This is a genomic window from Brachybacterium sp. GCM10030252 (genome assembly GCF_042666535.1).
Classification (GTDB): domain Bacteria; phylum Actinomycetota; class Actinomycetes; order Actinomycetales; family Dermabacteraceae; genus Brachybacterium.
In genome coordinates, this window is sequence record NZ_JBHTDM010000029.1 from 1 (window position 1) to 15,765 (window position 15,765).

The window sequence follows — 15,765 nt, forward strand, 5'->3', positions numbered from 1 at the left end:
CTCGAGTACTCGACCCCGATCGAGGTTGAGGCCGCCTACGCTGAGTCCCGGGAGCCCTCACCGGCCCCCGCATAGAAAGCGGAACGGAAGCCAGGGCGCTTCACTTCCGTGCCTAAGAACACCGCCGCCACGTCCACGACTCCCGCCACGTCCACGACTCCCGCCACGTCCACGACTCCCGCCGCGTCCACGACGGCCGCCACGACCCGCGCTCCGGCTCCCGGAGAGACGCCCCAGCGCGCCCTGCGCCTGGGCGTGGCCGGCCCCGTCGGCACCGGCAAGAGCTCGCTGATCGCGACCATCTGCCGCGCCCTGGCCGATGAGATCCGCATCGGTGTGATCACCAATGACATCTACACCGACGAGGACGCCCGCTTCCTCCGCTCCGCCGGCGTCCTCGATCCCGACCGCATCCGGGCCGTGGAGACCGGCGCCTGCCCGCACACCGCGATCCGCGACGACGTCACCATGAACCTCACCGCCGTCGAGGACCTCGAACGCGACTTCGCCCCGCTCGACCTGGTTCTCGTCGAATCCGGCGGTGACAACCTCACCGCCACGTTCTCCCCGGCACTGGTCGACGCCCAGATCTTCGTGCTCGATGTGGCCGGAGGCGGCGACGTGGCCCGCAAGGGCGGTCCCGGCATCGGCCGCGCGGATCTGCTCGTGGTCAACAAAGTCGACCTCGCGCCGCACGTCGGCGTGGACGTCGAGCAGATGATCGCCGATGCCACCGAAGCCCGCGAGGGCGGGCCCGTTCTGGCCGTCTCCCGCCAGCTCGAGGACACCGTCGCCGCCCTGAAGGCGTGGGTCCTCGAGGTGCTCGCCGCCCAGCGCTCCGGCACCCACGAGCCGCAGGACCCGGGCCCGATGGCCCCGCACTTCCACGCCGATGCGGACGGCGGAGTGCTCCATTCGCATGAGGACGGCGATCACGACCATGCCCATGCAGGCGACAGCGCCGGCGGCGGGCACGACCACGCCCACCCGGCCGAGCGAGCCGGATATGACGGGGCTGTGACGAGCGAGGCGGAAGGCAGCGCACCGGCTCCGACTGCCTCCGCATGACGCGGATCTGTATCGAGCCCTCGGGTGGCGGAGCGGTCCGGCTCGACCTGGAAGCCGGCCTGTTGCAGCCGCGGCTCGTCACCCGGGGCCCGAACTCGGCGCATGTGGCCCTCGTCGCGGCCGGAGCGATGCTCCTCGGCGGCGATCATGTGACTGTGGACGTGCACGTCGGAGCTGGATGCGCCCTGGAAATCGAGGACGTCGGCGGCACCGTCGCCTACGAGAGCCGCGGTTCCCGCAGCCGTTTCGACGTGCGCATCGTCGTGGAGGACGGCGGCTCGCTGATCTGGCGGGCGCACCCCTTCGTCGTCACCGACAGCGCCGAGGTAGACCGCGACACCACCATCGCCCTGGGGGAGAACGCGTGGCTGCTGCTGCGCGAGACGCTCGTGCTGGGCCGCACGGGAGAGCAAGGTGGCGAGCTCGTGGCGCGCATGCACGCTCGCACTGCCCTGGGCGCGCCCCTGCTGCTCGAGGACCTGGCGCTGTCCGGGACAGAGCCGCGGGCCGGAGTGCTGGGCGAACATCGGGTGCTCGACAGCGCGATCCTGCTGGGGCGGCGGCCGGAGTCCGGAGCGCAGGGCAATGCAGCCGTAGCCGCGCCGACCATTCTCGAACTCGACGCGCCCGGCGCGATCGCGCGGGCGGTGGCGGACCGAGCGCACAGCACCGGGGTGGAGGCGCAGTTCGAGGCGTGGGCGCTGTGAGCCCTCTGGGGTCAGCTTGAATTCACGAGGCCCTCGCTGATCCGCAGCGCGTTCGCCAGGATCGTGAGCACGGGGTTCACCCCGCCGTTGGTCACGTGCGTCGACCCATCGGCGATCACGATGTTCTCGTGCCCCCATACTCGGCCTTCTGGCGTGACGACCGAAGTAGCCGGATCCGTGCCCATGCGACATGTGCCGGCCTGATGCTGACCGCCGCTCGGAGGAGTCGGGCCTTCGAGTGTCGGCATCGGGCGAACTTCGGCTGCGCCGGCCGAGCGCAACCACGCCGTGGCGCGGTCGCTCAAGAGATCACGACCGCGAAGATCTTCCGGGTGCAGGCTCCCCTCGAGTCGCACGATGGATCGTCCGATGCGATCCGTTCGCGCCCGATCGAGAGTCACCCGTGACTGGCTCATAGTGACCTCTTGGACAGGGCCCATGACTCGGGCGAACCGCAGCATGGCCCGTTCCATGGCGGGCGAGCCCAGCGCAGTGTCCGCATTTATCAGCCCGGTCTCGTAGAGATAGCGTTGTGTGCTCGCAGGCGTCGGGACGAACTCATTGGCGAGGATTCCGCCGCCGACGACGCCATCATTTCCGTGACGGAAATCAGATGTCGAGATGACAGGGCCGGGGCCGCGGAGATCGACGACCTCCTCGGCGAACAGGGCCGATGCCCCGCCGTAGGCGTGGCCCTGCAGATGCCGCCCTACCTGGTCGGAGTGATTACCCAGGCCCGTAGGGTGATAATCGTCAGCACTGTCCAGCAGCAGCCGTGCGGTCTCGATAGCCCCGGCCGCGAGCACGACCGATCCGGTGGCAATCGTTCGCCGCCAGATCCGACCGTCGCGCTCGCCGACGAGGTCGACGCCGTGCGCCTGCCCGTCGCGCCCGACGAGGATCCGGGATGCCTGGGTGTCAGGCAGGAGAATGGCGTTCCCGGTCTGGAGCGCCGCGGGCAGGGTGGTGTTATGGCTGCCGGCTCTCGCCCCGACCGGGCAGTCGAATCCGACGCACTGAGAGCACTGGATACAGGCCGCGCGCCCGCCGTACGGCCGAGTGTTGATCAACAGGGGCACCGGCTGGGTGCTGACACCGAGGCGTTGGGCAGCCCGTTCGAGCCGGGTACTGATCGGGGATGCGGGAAGCGGTCCCATCGGCAGAGGTGCGCTGCGCGGCCCGTCCCACGGATCCCGAGATGGGCCCCCACTGACGCCGAGCTCCTGTTCGATGCGGGTGTAGTAGGGCTCGAGGTCGCGGTAGGTGATCGGCCAGTCGGCCAGGCTGCTGCCGTCGGGGACGCCGTAAGTCGAGGCCATGGTGAAATCCCGAGGAGTGAAGCGCCAGGCTTGCGCGCCGTACACGCGGGTACCACCGCCGATGGTGATGGCGTTGTTGTTCCACAGCGGGTCCGAGGCGCGTACGGTGCGCAGCTGATCGGAGGGGAAGACCACCTGACGCTCCTCGGAGGTCCGCCCGGGGCCGGAATTGGGGAATTGACCGGATGCGGCCCGCGGCGTGTGCAGGTGCTCGGTCAGGAGCGAGGAACGCTCAGGCAGCGTCCCGCGCTCGATGATGAGAACGCGCCATCCGGCCTCAGCAAGCGTCTTCGCAGCTATTCCGCCCCCCGCGCCGGAGCCTACGACGATCACGTCGTACTGGTCCTCGAGATCCTCCGGGCCCGCGAGACTCCGTGGCGAGATCTGCAGCGGTTCGAGTTGGGCGGGACGGGGTGCGGTCCACTCTCGGACGTGGGGGGCCAGCGTCGGTCCGACACGCTCGATGCTGAGTCCGTGCTCGTACAGCGCATCGCCGATGGCCGCGCGCACGGCGGTTTCCGAGGTGCTGGGATCGCCGCCGGACGCGAGGATCGACTGCCGCATGGCCGGCGCATCCTCGGCGCCGAGGTCGAGGATGCGAGTGGCGAGGTGATCGATGAGCGAGTCGCGGGCGACCGCGGGGTCCAGGGCTCCTGCGACGAGGCGGCGTACGGCGGGGAAGAGGTCACTGTCCGGCAAGCGAGCCTCCGATGCCGCCGACGCTGAAGTAGCGATTCAGGAACGCGAAGACCAAGACCGGGGGAACCATCATCACCACGGCGCTAGCCATCACCGGTCCCCAGTCGGTGGCGTTCTGCTGGAAGAAGGTCTGCAGTCCGATGGGCAGGGTGAAGTTCTCATCGGAGCGGAGGAAGACCAGGGCGATTAGATAGTCGTTCCAGGCGAGTAGGAAGGAGTAGATAGCCGTGGAGAGTACCCCCGGTAGTGAATTGCGCAGGATGATCCGCACGAATCCTCCCAACACGGAGCAGCCATCGATCCAAGCCGCCTCCTCGAGGGAATCAGGAATCGAGTCGAAATATGCAGCCATCATCCACGTCGCCACAGTCAGCGACGAGGCCACGTAGATCACGGTGATCCCGGACAGTGAATCGACCATGCGCAACTGCGTGAACACCATGAACAGCGGGATCACGAAGATCACCACAGGCAGTGACTGGACGACGAAGATACCCAGGGAGAACACCGAGACGGCGCGGGATCGGCCTCGGGAGATGACGTACCCGGCCGGGGCGGCGACGACCACCGAGATCAGAGTCGCGGCCAACGTCGAGAGCAGGCTGTTACGGAGCCAGATCGGAAGGTTCGTTCCGGTCAGGACGTGGCGGAACGATTCCAGCGTGGGCCCTTGAGTGGCCGACGAGACCAGTGGGCGGAATGCCAGACCGACCACCACCAGGATGGGGATCAGACAGATCAGGGCGATGATCGCCAGGACGATCGGACGCCAAAGATCGGAGCGCCGGGTCGATGGCCGTACGTGCACGGCGGGGGAGACGGTGGCCATGGTCAATCGGCCTTTCGGATGCTGCGGAACAGAGCCAGGGAGATGCCGATCAGGGCGGCGGTCATGATGAATGCGACGGCGACGCCGTATCCGGGCTGGAAGGACTGGAACACGGACTGGTACGCGAGGACGACCAATGAGGTCGTCGCTCCGACGGGTCCTCCGCCGGTGAGCAGGAAGATCGTCGGGAAGTCGTTGATGGTGAACATCGACATCAGTACCCAGCTGATGTACGTCGACTTCGCCGTCAGCGGCAGCGTGATGTATCGCAGTGCGGAGACGCGTCCAGCGCCGTCGACCCGCGCCGCCTCGTAGACGGTCCCGTCGATCCCTTCGAGTGCGGCGGACATCATGAGAAACATGAAGGGAAAGCTGATCCAGATCTTGAACAGACAGACGATGATGACCGCCATCGTCGGATCAGCCAGGAAGAGCACGTCGGGCATGCCGAGCGCCGCGAAAAAACGGGGAAGCGGGCTCGAGGCGGTCGCGACGAGCCAGTTCCAGCTCATCGAGGTGACAACGACAGGCACCACCCACGGCAGGAGGAAGGCGACTTTGAGCGCGGTCCGGCCGCGGAACGGCCGGCGGAAGGCCAGAGCAAGGGCGTACCCCACCACCCAGCTGCCCAGCACGCCGCACAGTGTGAACAGGATCGTGAAGCGGACGGCCTTCCAGAAGGTCGCATCGCTCAGCACGGTCGCATAGTTCTTGAGGCCAACGAAGGGCCCCTGGGCGATCAGTGAGCCGTCGTGGAGGGACTGCTGCGCCGCGTAGAGCACGGGGTAGGCGTTGACGGCCACCATGAGGACCAGGGCGGGGGCGGCGAGGGCGGTCATCGTGAGGGCACGCTGGTGTCCTCTCATCGAGCGACTCCTGACATCGGTTCCGGGCACGACGTGGTCAGACGAGCTTCTCGAGCTCGCCCTGCAGCGTTTCGAGCATTTGCTTCGAGCTCTGCTCTCCCTGAACCACCCGCTGCACGAAGGCTGCGGCAGCTTCGCCGCCATCGACCGAGTTCAGCGCTCCGAACGCGGCAGGTGCCTTCGCGCCGAGCGTCTTGCCGACCGGCTGCCACTCCTCGATGGCGACCACCGCGTTCGGATTCGAGGCGATCTTCTCGTTCGCCGCGAGCCGCTCGGTCACGGGCAGATCGATCATGACGTCCTGCAGCCAGAACTCGTCGGTTTGCGTGGCCCACCAGGCGGCGAACTGATCACTGGAGGTCTGGTCGGGAGTGTTCTCGTACAGCATGATTGCGTTGATGTAATAGATGGTGCCCTGCGAGCCGTTGGTGCTCGTCAGAGGGCTCATCACCTTCAGGTCCGAGGAGACGGGGTCCTTCATGACCTTGTCGAAGCCGGTCTGTCCGAAGCCCATCGCGATGCGGCCGTCCGCCCAGTCGGAATCGAGATTGTCCGAGGTGTAGCTAGCGGCGCGGGGGTCGATGATCCCTTCGCCGACCATCTCGAGCACGAAGTCCAGGGCCTCGATGTTCTCGTCGCTGTCGGCATTCGGCTCGCCGTCCTCGGTGAACAGACCGCCGCCATTGTTGATGAAGAGTCCGAAGATGCTGTGCTGGGCGTCGGTGGCGCTACTGCTGGCGGCCATGCCGAAGCCGATCTTCCCTGCGGCCTTGAGCTTCTTGCCAGTGTCGAGGTATTCCTGCCAGGTCGTAGGGACGTCGGCTCCGGCCTCCTCGAGCATGGACTCCCGGTACCACAGCACTCGCAGGTCCAGGCCCCAGGGGATCCCGGCGTAGCCGTCGTCGGTCTTCATCGCCTCCAGCAGGCCCGGCAGGAAGTCGGCTTTACCCTGCTCATCAAGGATCGAGACCGCTCCATCGGCCGGGACGACGGCGCCGTCCTCCATGAAGTTGAAGGGCTGGAATGCTGCACCGGTCGAGACTGCGGGGCCGGTACCCGAGGCCACCGCGGAGGTGAAAGTCTGATACCAGTTGGCCCAGGGGATCGACTGGTACGTCGCCCCTAGAGCTTCCCCTTCCGGCGTGTAGCCGGCGGCGAGCTCCTTGGCGACGGCGGTGTAGTCGCTTCCGGTTCCCCAGACCATGTCCCAGAAGACCAAGTTCTCGCCGGATGACGTGGGGGACCCGCTTCCTGAGCCACAGGCGGCGAGTGCTGCGCCGGCGGTGAGGGCGGTGGTGCCGGTCAGCAGCGATCGGCGGGTGATGGGGTGGTGGCGGTGCGTGGACATGTTCGCTCGTCTCCTTTGATGGCGGAACACCGGGCGCTGCGAACGCTGCGCAACCGGTTGCGTAAACTGTAGGAGGCGTGGGTCACGTCATCAAGAGACGGCGGGGGATGGAGCCGAGACGGGGTGGATTCAGTCCGTCGAGGCGCGGGCGTGCAGGATGGGATCGGCCGGAGGAGTGGACGTGCCGGGCTCGTCGGAGTAGACCTTGGCGAGCAGCCCGCGCGTCCACAGACGGCCGAGCCCGGCGATGTCGTGCTGGAGCGACGTGAGGGTCGGATCGCTCAGCAGGCAGAGGTCCGAGCCGAGCCATGAGACCACCGAGACATCTCGGGGGACCGCGCGACCGGCAAGGCGCAGCTGGGCGATGGTCTCGATCGCGGCCAGCTCGTTGTCGACGACCACCGCGGTGAGGTCGTGGGCGTCCTGCATCGACACCGCTTCTTGTGCGATGTCCGTGGGACCGTGAGAGGTGCAGGCGGTGGTCACGGTGTCGAATCGGGTTCGCCAGGCGTCGAGCGCGTCCAGGCGACGCCGGGTGGCGACGAACTGAGCCGGCCCGCCGATCCAGCCGATCCGGCGGTGCCCCTTCTCCAGCAGGTGGCTCATGATCTCCCGGACCCCGGTCGACTCGTAGTCGGCCGCGCCGGCGGCCGCATTCGCGTCGGAGGGCTCAAAGTCGACCAGATCGGCCACCGTGGACATCGGGATGTCGCGCTCACGGAGAAAGGCGGTGCGGGGATCGTCGATCTCGAGATCGGGGAGCAGGATGCCGTCGACACGTCGCTCAGCGTGCCACTGCGAGTACACCTGCAGCTCGTCCTCCATGGTGTCTACGAGCTTGAGCACCAGGTTGTACGGCGTGCGGGACAGCTCCATCTGGACGCCGATCAACTGATCCATGGCGAACGGGTCCACGGTCGAGGACTTCGGGGTCCGCCGCATCACCCATCCGATCGCACCGGATTGGGCACGCGAGAGGGACCGGGCCGTGGAGTTCGGCCGCCATCCGAGTTCGTGGGCGAGATCGAGCACGCGGCTTCGCGTCTCCTCCGAGACACCCGGCTTCCCGGACAGAGCTCTGGAGACAGCTGACTTGTTGACACCCGCCTCCCGTGCGAGGTCGGCGATGGTGACGCGATTTTGCGGCATACCCCAGTATGTCTGTGCACACGGCATGGCCGACGCAGGCGTCGAAGGCAGCGGGGAGCGGCCGACAGTTACGCTTCGGGATGCCCTGACCACTCATGCGCACGTGCTGAGACAAAGGAGTCACCGATGACTGCCTCTTCCCCCGCCCCGGGCCACGACGGCCCGCCCCCGGCGCGGTTCGTCCGCGGCGACCCGTACCACCTCGATCACTCGGAGGTGAAGGATCCGCCGACGGGCTGGATCGCTTCCTCGAAGTTCTTCGGCCCGGGCCTGATCGTCTCGGCGTCCGTGGTCGGCGCCGGCGAGCTGATCACGGCCACCTCCCTCGGTGCCGAGGCCGGGTTCGTGCTGCTGTGGCTGGTATTCATCTCGACCATCGTCAAGGTGGCGGTGCAGGTGGAGATGGCTCGCTACGCGATCGTCACCGGTGAGGGCGCGATGGAGGGCTACAACCGCGTCCCGCCCCGGTTCGGCCGCATCAGCTGGGTCTTCGCGATGTGGGCGCTGATGGCGATCAGCAAACTGGTCCAGACCGGCGGACTCATCGGCGGCATGGCCGCGGCCCTGTCGATCCTGCTGCCGCTGGGCTTCGGCCCCCTCTCACCGGCGGCCATGACGATCTGGGGCATCGTGGTCACCGCCGCCGCGATCGCCACGTTGATCGCAAACCGCTACGGGCTGATCGAGAACGTCGCCACCTTCCTGACCATGGCGTTCGTGGTGGTCACGATCTTCGTGGTGATCGGCCTGCCCTTCAGCGAGTTCGCCTACAGCGGGGGCGACCTCGCCTCCGGCTTCAGCTTCCAGCTGCCGCTCGGCGCACTCGGCATCGCCATGACCATGTTCGGCCTGACCGGCGTCGCCTCCGAGGAGATCACCGCCTACACCTACTGGTGCCTGGAGAAGGGCTACGCCCGCTGGTCCGGCCCCAACGACGGCTCCGAGGCCTACCGCCGCCGCGCCAACGGCTGGATCGCCGTGATGCAGAAGGACGCCATCGTCTCCTGGGTCATCTACACCGTCTCCACGGCGGCGTTCTACATCCTCGGCGCGGCCGTGCTGAACCCGCAGGGCCTCGTGCCCGAGGGCAACGAGATGATCCGCACCCTCTCGGAGACGTTCAGCGGCGTCTTCGGCGAGACCGGCCGGATCGTCTTCCTCATCGGCGCCCTCGCGGCGCTCGGCTCGACGATCTGGGCGGCGATCCCCTCCTGGTCGCGGTCCTGGACCAACGCGCTGTCCATCGTGGGCGTCTTCGACTGGACCGACAGCCGACGACGCAACTGGTGGATGCGGTTCTTCATCGCCGCCCTGCCGACGGTGTGGCTGCTGACCTTCCTGTGGATCAACGAACCGCTGGTGATGATCATGGTCGGCGGTATCGCCGGGGGCATCTTCCTGGCCGCGGTGGCCGTCTCCGCGCTGTACCTGCGCGGACGCATCGAGCCCGTGCTGCGCGGTGGCGGGTTCATCAAGGTGGCCCTGATCGTCAGTGCGGTCGCGATCATCGCCCTGGGGATCTACTCCGCGGTGACCACGGTGGTGGGGTGAGCTGCGGACTGCTGAACCTGGCTGAGCCGGTCGACCACCTCGCGCAACGACGCGTCATCCCCGACATTGCCGGCGAAGACGACGAACGGCAGCCCTGCGATGTCGCCGTCGACGCTTTCCCACAGAGAGACGATGCCGGGCAGCATCGGTCCGCGAACCAGAGCGCGCTTGATACCGAGTCCCTGGGTGGCGACATCGGACGAGGTGATGCCGCCCTTGGCGATGATGAACGACGGGGGGCAGAGCTCCACGACGCGCTGCGTGAATCTCACGAGGGCGGCAGAAACTCGGCGCGCGATTCGCAGCGAATCATCCTCATCTATCCCGCGGATGACATCGCGGGACGTGCTCACCACCACGTGGCCTTGGTGCAATCCGTCTACGGCCGCGGCCACGGCGGCATCGACGGCGTCATCCAATGAGGAGGCGAGCAGGGCGCGCACATCGATCTCCACGTCCCGGCAATCACCTCGGGCTGTGAGCACGGCGAGCTGTCGCGTCGTCATGGGCACATGGGATCCGACAACTATCATCCCACCCCGCCCACTCGGTGCGTTGGCTGCCGTAATCTCTTCAAGCTCGGAAAGGCCGAGCGGCTCCGCGACGGGCTGCGCGATGAGCGCACGCACGAACGGGGGGCCGACTCGGTAGACGAAAGTAGCGCCGGCTGCGCGCCGCTTATGAAGCGCAGCAGCGAGAACCTGCATGTCGGCTTCAGTCACCACGTCGGCCGTGACCCATCGTCCACCAGTGAGATCAGCCAGGGCCTCGACAACCGCGGCCACTCCGTCCCGGATGGTCGGCAGGGAAAGGTGCACGACATCGTCCTCACGAATCGCTCCACCCGATTTCTCCTCCACCCAGGCGCGGAGCTCCGAGTTGCGGTATCCGAAGGTTGCGTCCTGCGCGAAGGGAGTGCTCGCCGCTGGAGTCGCTGACCCGTCGCTTGAGCAGACGTAATGGATCCCGTCGATGGTCACTCGTCCGGCATCGGGAAAGGCCGGCAGGACGATCACCGCATCGGGAGAGTGCGGTGAGGAGGCGGAGTCGGCGAGCGCCTCGTCGATCACATCGATATCCAGCGGAAAGTGCCCACGGAGAGTCGAGTCGGTTCGGGAGACCACTTCGATATCAAGGCCTGCCGCCGATGCGGTCGTCGCGGCAGTGGTGACGACGTCACGCATGACGGACGCCGCGGCGCGAGGTTCCAGGCTGCGCGCGTTCGTCTGCACGTAGATCGCGGGGCAGCCAGTCTCGAACGCCCAGAGGAAATCCTCGGCCTTCCACCTGGTGAGAACTGGGAGCCCTCGCACCGACTGGGTGCCGGTGGGATCGTCATCCAGGACGATCCACCGGATGGGGGGAGCGGACGTCAGCTCTCTGGCTACATCTCGTTCTGAGAGCGCAGCGGGAGCGGGCTTGTCGCGGACGAGGTCGTCGAGTGTGGTTGTCATATGCGTCTCCGAGAAGTTGTCGATACGGGGAGAAGAGCTCAGAAGATGAGGTCCAACACCAGGCAACTGACCAACCCGATGACGGACATGGTGGATTGAGCCAGGGTGTAAACCTGCAGCGCACCGCGGGTGGTAAGGCTGAGCATCTGCTTGAAGATCCAGAACGTGTTGTCGGTGACATGCCCGCCCAGACCGGCTCCCGTTCCCGCAGCGAAGAGTACGAGGATTAGCGGTGCCCCCATGGAGGCGACGATCGGTCCGACGAGCGCGGCCGCTGTGATGGCCGAGACGGAGCCCGAACCTTGTGCGAGTCGGAAGAGAGCCGCGATTATCCAGGTGAGCAGGATGGGCAAAGAAGCATTGGCCGAGAACAACGAGCTGAGCATGTCGCCGACGCCGACTTCCGAGATGATCAGCCCCAGGGACCCGGCAACGCCGTTGAACAACAGGATCGAGCCCGAGATCTGGGCACCTCGAGTGAGGATTCCGTCGACTTCGTGCCGTCCCATCTGTGGCCACACCATCACGATGCCCACAAGGAGACCGATCATCAGCGCCACCACGGGTTCCCCGAGGAAGGTGACGGCGTTGTCCTCCATGCCGGTGGCGACGGCAATGGTGCGAGTGATGATCAGGACGAGGGGAATGATCACCGGAAGCAGGGCCATGACGAGCGGGTATCGATGCTCGACGTGGTGGGATGACGAGGCGTCGGTGGCCCCGGAATCCTCATGCACGGTGCTGTCGTCGCCGCCAGGTGTATCCACGGAGATGGCACCGGACCCGTTCTTCGTCTGCGGCTCGCGTGAGGCGTCATCCGCCAACCCCGACTCGGAGCGGGAGCCGGAGGCCGGGTGCACGGCACCGACCCCGGCGGATTCTGCCCCGACGTGCGCCTCCGCGAAGCTCTCCATGTCTCGCGCCGGATTCCAGGTGTACGTCATGATCGTCGAGTGCAGCGCCACGCTCGTGCAGATCAGGAAGATCCCGTACGGGACGCCGAGAGCGATCACCATGCCCACGTCCAGTGAGAGCGAGCTCGCCATGGCGAGCGCGACCGCACCGGGAACCACCATGTGGAGACCGACCTGCAGCCCGATCGCCAGGGCCCCGGCAAGCGGAGCGACTGACTTCCCGGTCCGCTTTGCGATCGTGTCTGCGATGGGCGCAAGGATCACCAGAGCGACATCGAAATAGATCGACGGGAAGATGATTCCCGAGGACAGGCCGAGGACATATTTGGAGCCTCGGGGGCCGACAACGCTCAGTAGGGCGTCCACGACGCGGACCATGGTGCCGTTCGCGGTAAGGATCGTACCGATGAAAACGCCGAAACCGATGATGAGCCCGATCTCGGCCATGAGGTTCCCGAAACCGGTGTTGACGGCCGCAACGGTCTCGGAGAACCCGAGTCCGCCCGCGATCCCCAGATAGAGGGCGCCGACGATGAGGGAGACGACGGGATTGATCTTGGCTTTGGCGATGAGGACGATGATGCCGACAACGGCGATTACCAGGTGTACGAGGATGATGGTGTCCATGGGACAGTCCTGTCTTCGGACGACGATGTTCGAAAAGACGTGCGCAGAGGTCACGGCCTGCCCGGCGTACGGGCGGCCGCCTCGGCGGATCTAGTATTGGTCGCGCTTCGTTGCGCGAACGAGCTCAGGCCCGGCCGCGGAAGAAGTCGGAGATGTGGGCAACGACCAGGGCGGACGCCCGCTGCCCATCGCGGTCGCGAATCGCAGCGAGAATCGCCCGGTGCTCCTGCCGTACGTCCTCCGCGCGGTGTCGCCAATCTGGCAGCGCGTTATACGCATCAATGATCTGCGAGTGCACGGCGTGACGGAGGATCTGCATGAAGTCGCGAGTTAGGGAGTTGCCGGCCGAGCGGGCGATGGTCGCGTGGAACTCGACGTCGAGACGGTTGAACTCTCGAACCGCGATGTCGGGGACATCCATGGCCTGAAGGATGGCATCGAGTTCTTCGATCGTCTGCTCGTCAGTGACAGATGCGGCTCGGAGGCAACTCCAGGATTCCAGCGCCATTCGGGTCTCGACGATGTCGTCGTAGGAGTACTGGCCAAGCGCGAGCTGCAACTCGAGGACATCGCCCATCGAGCTGCGGGGGCTGCCCGTGATCACGGCACCACTGCCTCGCCCCCCACCGACCCGTACGTCGATGATGCCCTGCGACTCGAGAATCCGCAGTGCTTCCCGCAAAGAGGCCCGAGAGCAGCCGAGCTGTTCGGCGAAGTCCCGCTCATTCGGCAAGTGCATCCCTGCGGTGAGCCGGCCATCGAGGATCCGTTGGCGGATCTGGTCGACGACCTGTTCATAGGTGCGCGTGCGGGTGACGGAGGACCATCCTTCAGTCTCAGACATGAGTCCTCCTTACGGCGTAGGGGCGTCCGGGCCAGCGGATGACCGGCAAGAGACGTCGATCTAGGCTGCCATCGTACGGAACTCCCCTTCCAGCTCCCTGCGCAGGGTCACGGCAGCTGTGTTCTCGTCGACTTCTACGTCATCCCATGTGACGATGTCGCCCTGCGCGACCGGGCGCACCACCCTTGCTCCGTGTGAGAGGCCGAGCGGGAGTGCGCCTACCGCAAGAGAGCGACGAGCAGGGGCAAGCTTCCCGAAGACGGTGTATCCGCCTTCACCGTCCAGGGTGTCGCCAGGGGACACCGGTTTCTTCGTCGTCGTCACGACGTCCCCGCGAAAACCGGTGGGGTGGCCGGTCGGCTCGCCGCGCAGAACGGCGGAGGCGATGCTGACACCGAGTTCGAGCCCGATCATGTGGTACGGGCGGTAGAGCGAGCCGTATCGGCCTGATTCGTCCGTGTGAAGCCCATATTCTGCGAAGCACTGGACTGCGTAGTCGGTTCGTGCCTCGAACGTGACGTAGACACCCCACCGCAGGTGCCGCTCGATCTCTGTGCCGTCCCGATTCATCGATGAGGCGATCTCGACTGTGCCACGCCGCGAGAGGCTGCCGCCCCGTGCCCGTTCACGAAACACCGTCGGCAAGTCGTCGATACCGGCCGGAGGGAAGAGTAGGCCCTCATTTTGCGGTTCGAGGCCCGTGCCGTTGGCGACAGCGGCCATCTCGATTGCAGACTTCGTGCCATCGAGGAAGGAGTTGAACATCTTGGGGTTATAGTCGCCGCTGGCGAGCTGCTCCTCGGTAAAGCCGTAGTAATTCCATACGGTGTCAGGTGTTGACGCGTTGTACTCCGGCAGATACTTCGTGCCTTTCCCGGCAGCCACGATGTCGAAGCCGACGGTCCGGCCCCAGTCGACCATCTCGGCGATCAGAGCAGGTTGATCACCGTAGGCCATGGAATACACGACGCCTGCCGCCTCGGCGCGGCGCTGGAGGAGCGGACCGAGCATGCTGTCCGCCTCCACGTTGACCATGATGACGTGCTTGCCGTGATCGATGGCCGTCAGTGCGTGATGGGTTCCCACGAGGGGATTGCCCGTGATCTCCAGGATCACCTCCACTGAAGGATGGGCAATGAGGGCTTCGCTGGATTCGAGCAAGCAGGTGTTTCCCGCCTTCGCCGCGGCATCGAGCGTCGGCGCCCCGAACCGCTCTTCGTGCCATCCGGTGCGCACCATCGCCGCGCGCGCTTTCTCGAGGTCCAGATCCGCGACCCCGACGACATGGAATCCGTCGGAGGTCGCGGCTTGGGTGAGGAACATCGAGGCGAACTTGCCGGCGCCGATGACCCCGACCCGTATCGGACCGTCAACTTCCCGGCGTTTCTGTAGCAGCGTATAGAGGTTCATGATCAGGGCCTCCTGGGCGTCGTTGGCGGGAGATCGGTGGTCATATGGTCTGACCATCAGTCCGAAGGTACGGGCAGGTCGCGATGGCGTCAAGTACGAGGAAGGTTTCTCGTCGGGGTCAGGACCGCTTTCAGTCCAGGAGGTGGCCGGGTCCCCTTCGCGCGGCGCGCAACGCCCTATGGGCGAGTGCTGAGCCGGCCTGCATCGCGCTGGTCGAGCTCGAAATCCTCGAGCACGTCGAGGATGTGCGCGTTCATGCGCTTCTCGAGGTCGTCTGGGTTCTCCGCGACCAGATCGATGACCTCCTGGTGACGTGGAGCGGCTACGTTCCTACGAGCCCTCTCAGCGCCGGCGAACATGATCGACATTCGGACCACGCCAGAGATCTGCTCCCAGGACTGCAGCAACGATTCGTTCCCGGAGACCCGGCACAGCGTGCGGTGGAACTCGACGTCGGCCTCGAGGCTCGCATGCAGCGACTCGCCCTCAGCTGCGCGCATTGCCTCGAGGGCGCGTTCCAGCTCGGACAGCGCGGTGACCTTTTCCGAGCGGGGCAACTCGGCAGCCGTCCGGGCGGCAAGGGTTTCCAGCGCGGCGCGGACTCGGAAGGCGTCGCGCACGGTTCGGGCATCGAGCGAGCGGACGTGGAGTCTGCCGCGCCCGTCCGTTACAGCCAGGCCTTCCTGCTCCAGCTGACGCAGCGCCTCCCGGAGGGTGCCGCGACTGATCCCCAACTCCTTCGCGAGGCGCACCTCGGCGAGGTGCATGCCGGGTTCGAAAGTGCCCATCACGATCGCCTCGCGCAGCGCTACCAGCGCCTGCGAGCGGAGGTTGCTGACCTGGAGCGGGGGGAGCCCGGTTGAGTGGGAAGTCATCTCCGCATTGAACCGCGATTCAAGCAGATGTGGCAACTGTTGACAGTAGAACAGTAGGACCGTACCGTCCTCGTCACGGCGGATCGCCGCCGACGCACCCCGGAC

The 15,765-nt window shown here is 66.2% G+C and carries 13 protein-coding genes; 3 read left to right on the top strand and 10 right to left on the bottom strand.

Going from position 1 to position 15,765, the window contains the following annotated elements; genetic code table 11:
* Positions 1 to 243: 243 nt before the first annotated feature.
* Positions 244 to 1,068 (top strand): urease accessory protein UreG, encoded by an 825-nt coding sequence (gene ureG / locus ACFQRJ_RS13320; protein ID WP_377019698.1) that lies wholly within the window; start codon positions 244 to 246, stop codon positions 1,066 to 1,068.
* On the top strand, positions 1,065 to 1,775 hold the full coding sequence (locus tag ACFQRJ_RS13325) for an urease accessory protein UreD (protein WP_377019652.1): 711 nt from the start codon (positions 1,065 to 1,067) through the stop codon (positions 1,773 to 1,775). The genes ureG and ACFQRJ_RS13325 overlap by 4 nt, the downstream gene beginning before the upstream one ends.
* Positions 1,776 to 1,786: 11 nt before the next feature.
* On the opposite strand, the gene ACFQRJ_RS13330 is transcribed toward ACFQRJ_RS13325, so the two are convergent.
* The 5 genes from ACFQRJ_RS13330 to ACFQRJ_RS13350 form a co-directional block, all read right to left on the bottom strand.
* On the bottom strand, positions 1,787 to 3,658 hold the full coding sequence (locus tag ACFQRJ_RS13330) for a GMC oxidoreductase (protein WP_377019653.1): 1,872 nt from the start codon (positions 3,656 to 3,658) through the stop codon (positions 1,787 to 1,789).
* A gap of 121 nt (positions 3,659 to 3,779) precedes the next feature.
* Positions 3,780 to 4,622, bottom strand: a complete 843-nt coding sequence (locus ACFQRJ_RS13335) for a carbohydrate ABC transporter permease (protein ID WP_377019654.1) — start codon at positions 4,620 to 4,622, stop codon at positions 3,780 to 3,782.
* A 2-nt stretch (positions 4,623 to 4,624) separates the two neighbouring features.
* Positions 4,625 to 5,488 carry a carbohydrate ABC transporter permease gene (locus ACFQRJ_RS13340; RefSeq protein WP_377019655.1) on the bottom strand — a complete coding sequence of 288 codons (864 nt, stop codon included), beginning with the start codon at positions 5,486 to 5,488 and terminating at the stop codon, positions 4,625 to 4,627.
* 37 nt (positions 5,489 to 5,525) lie between these two features.
* Complete coding sequence (locus ACFQRJ_RS13345; protein ID WP_377019656.1) at positions 5,526 to 6,836, bottom strand: ABC transporter substrate-binding protein; 1,311 nt, start codon at positions 6,834 to 6,836, stop codon at positions 5,526 to 5,528.
* A 129-nt stretch (positions 6,837 to 6,965) separates the two neighbouring features.
* Positions 6,966 to 8,012: a LacI family DNA-binding transcriptional regulator gene (locus tag ACFQRJ_RS13350; protein WP_377019657.1), complete on the bottom strand. Its 1,047-nt coding sequence runs from the start codon at positions 8,010 to 8,012 to the stop codon at positions 6,966 to 6,968.
* A 99-nt stretch (positions 8,013 to 8,111) separates the two neighbouring features.
* Here ACFQRJ_RS13350 and ACFQRJ_RS13355 point away from each other — a divergent pair, with 99 nt between their 5' ends.
* Positions 8,112 to 9,536 carry an Nramp family divalent metal transporter gene (locus tag ACFQRJ_RS13355; RefSeq protein WP_377019658.1) on the top strand — a complete coding sequence of 475 codons (1,425 nt, stop codon included), beginning with the start codon at positions 8,112 to 8,114 and terminating at the stop codon, positions 9,534 to 9,536.
* Here ACFQRJ_RS13355 and ACFQRJ_RS13360 read toward each other — a convergent pair.
* From ACFQRJ_RS13360 to ACFQRJ_RS13380, 5 genes are all read right to left on the bottom strand, one after another.
* Entirely contained in the window at positions 9,506 to 10,990 is a 1,485-nt protein-coding gene (locus ACFQRJ_RS13360; protein WP_377019659.1) for a four-carbon acid sugar kinase family protein, read from the bottom strand. The two genes, ACFQRJ_RS13355 and ACFQRJ_RS13360, sit on opposite strands and share 31 nt — an antisense overlap.
* Positions 10,991 to 11,028: 38 nt before the next feature.
* On the bottom strand, positions 11,029 to 12,531 hold the full coding sequence (locus ACFQRJ_RS13365; RefSeq protein WP_377019660.1) for a GntP family permease: 1,503 nt from the start codon (positions 12,529 to 12,531) through the stop codon (positions 11,029 to 11,031).
* A gap of 124 nt (positions 12,532 to 12,655) precedes the next feature.
* Complete coding sequence (locus ACFQRJ_RS13370) at positions 12,656 to 13,375, bottom strand: FadR/GntR family transcriptional regulator (protein WP_377019661.1); 720 nt, start codon at positions 13,373 to 13,375, stop codon at positions 12,656 to 12,658.
* Between the two features lie 60 nt (positions 13,376 to 13,435).
* A complete protein-coding gene (locus ACFQRJ_RS13375) occupies positions 13,436 to 14,785 on the bottom strand; it encodes an NAD(P)H-dependent oxidoreductase (RefSeq protein WP_377019662.1) in 1,350 nt (449 codons plus the stop codon).
* 176 nt (positions 14,786 to 14,961) lie between these two features.
* Positions 14,962 to 15,660: a GntR family transcriptional regulator gene (locus ACFQRJ_RS13380; protein WP_377019663.1), complete on the bottom strand. Its 699-nt coding sequence runs from the start codon at positions 15,658 to 15,660 to the stop codon at positions 14,962 to 14,964.
* Positions 15,661 to 15,765 lie beyond the last annotated feature (105 nt).

What these genes read in the sequence shown, in the direction of transcription:
- ACFQRJ_RS13325 (WP_377019652.1), top strand. Translation starts at nt 1,065, where the DNA reads ATGACGCGGATCTGTATCGAGCCCTCGGGTGGCGGAGCGGTCCGGCTC.
- ACFQRJ_RS13330 (WP_377019653.1), bottom strand. Translation starts at nt 3,658, where the DNA reads ATGCGGCAGTCGATCCTCGCGTCCGGCGGCGATCCCAGCACCTCGGAA.
- ACFQRJ_RS13335 (WP_377019654.1), bottom strand. Translation starts at nt 4,622, where the DNA reads ATGGCCACCGTCTCCCCCGCCGTGCACGTACGGCCATCGACCCGGCGC.
- ACFQRJ_RS13340 (WP_377019655.1), bottom strand. Translation starts at nt 5,488, where the DNA reads ATGAGAGGACACCAGCGTGCCCTCACGATGACCGCCCTCGCCGCCCCC.
- ACFQRJ_RS13345 (WP_377019656.1), bottom strand. Translation starts at nt 6,836, where the DNA reads ATGTCCACGCACCGCCACCACCCCATCACCCGCCGATCGCTGCTGACC.
- ACFQRJ_RS13350 (WP_377019657.1), bottom strand. Translation starts at nt 8,012, where the DNA reads ATGCCGTGTGCACAGACATACTGGGGTATGCCGCAAAATCGCGTCACC.
- ACFQRJ_RS13355 (WP_377019658.1), top strand. Translation starts at nt 8,112, where the DNA reads ATGACTGCCTCTTCCCCCGCCCCGGGCCACGACGGCCCGCCCCCGGCG.
- ACFQRJ_RS13360 (WP_377019659.1), bottom strand. Translation starts at nt 10,990, where the DNA reads ATGACAACCACACTCGACGACCTCGTCCGCGACAAGCCCGCTCCCGCT.
- ACFQRJ_RS13365 (WP_377019660.1), bottom strand. Translation starts at nt 12,531, where the DNA reads ATGGACACCATCATCCTCGTACACCTGGTAATCGCCGTTGTCGGCATC.
- ACFQRJ_RS13370 (WP_377019661.1), bottom strand. Translation starts at nt 13,375, where the DNA reads ATGTCTGAGACTGAAGGATGGTCCTCCGTCACCCGCACGCGCACCTAT.
- ACFQRJ_RS13375 (WP_377019662.1), bottom strand. Translation starts at nt 14,785, where the DNA reads ATGAACCTCTATACGCTGCTACAGAAACGCCGGGAAGTTGACGGTCCG.
- ACFQRJ_RS13380 (WP_377019663.1), bottom strand. Translation starts at nt 15,660, where the DNA reads ATGACTTCCCACTCAACCGGGCTCCCCCCGCTCCAGGTCAGCAACCTC.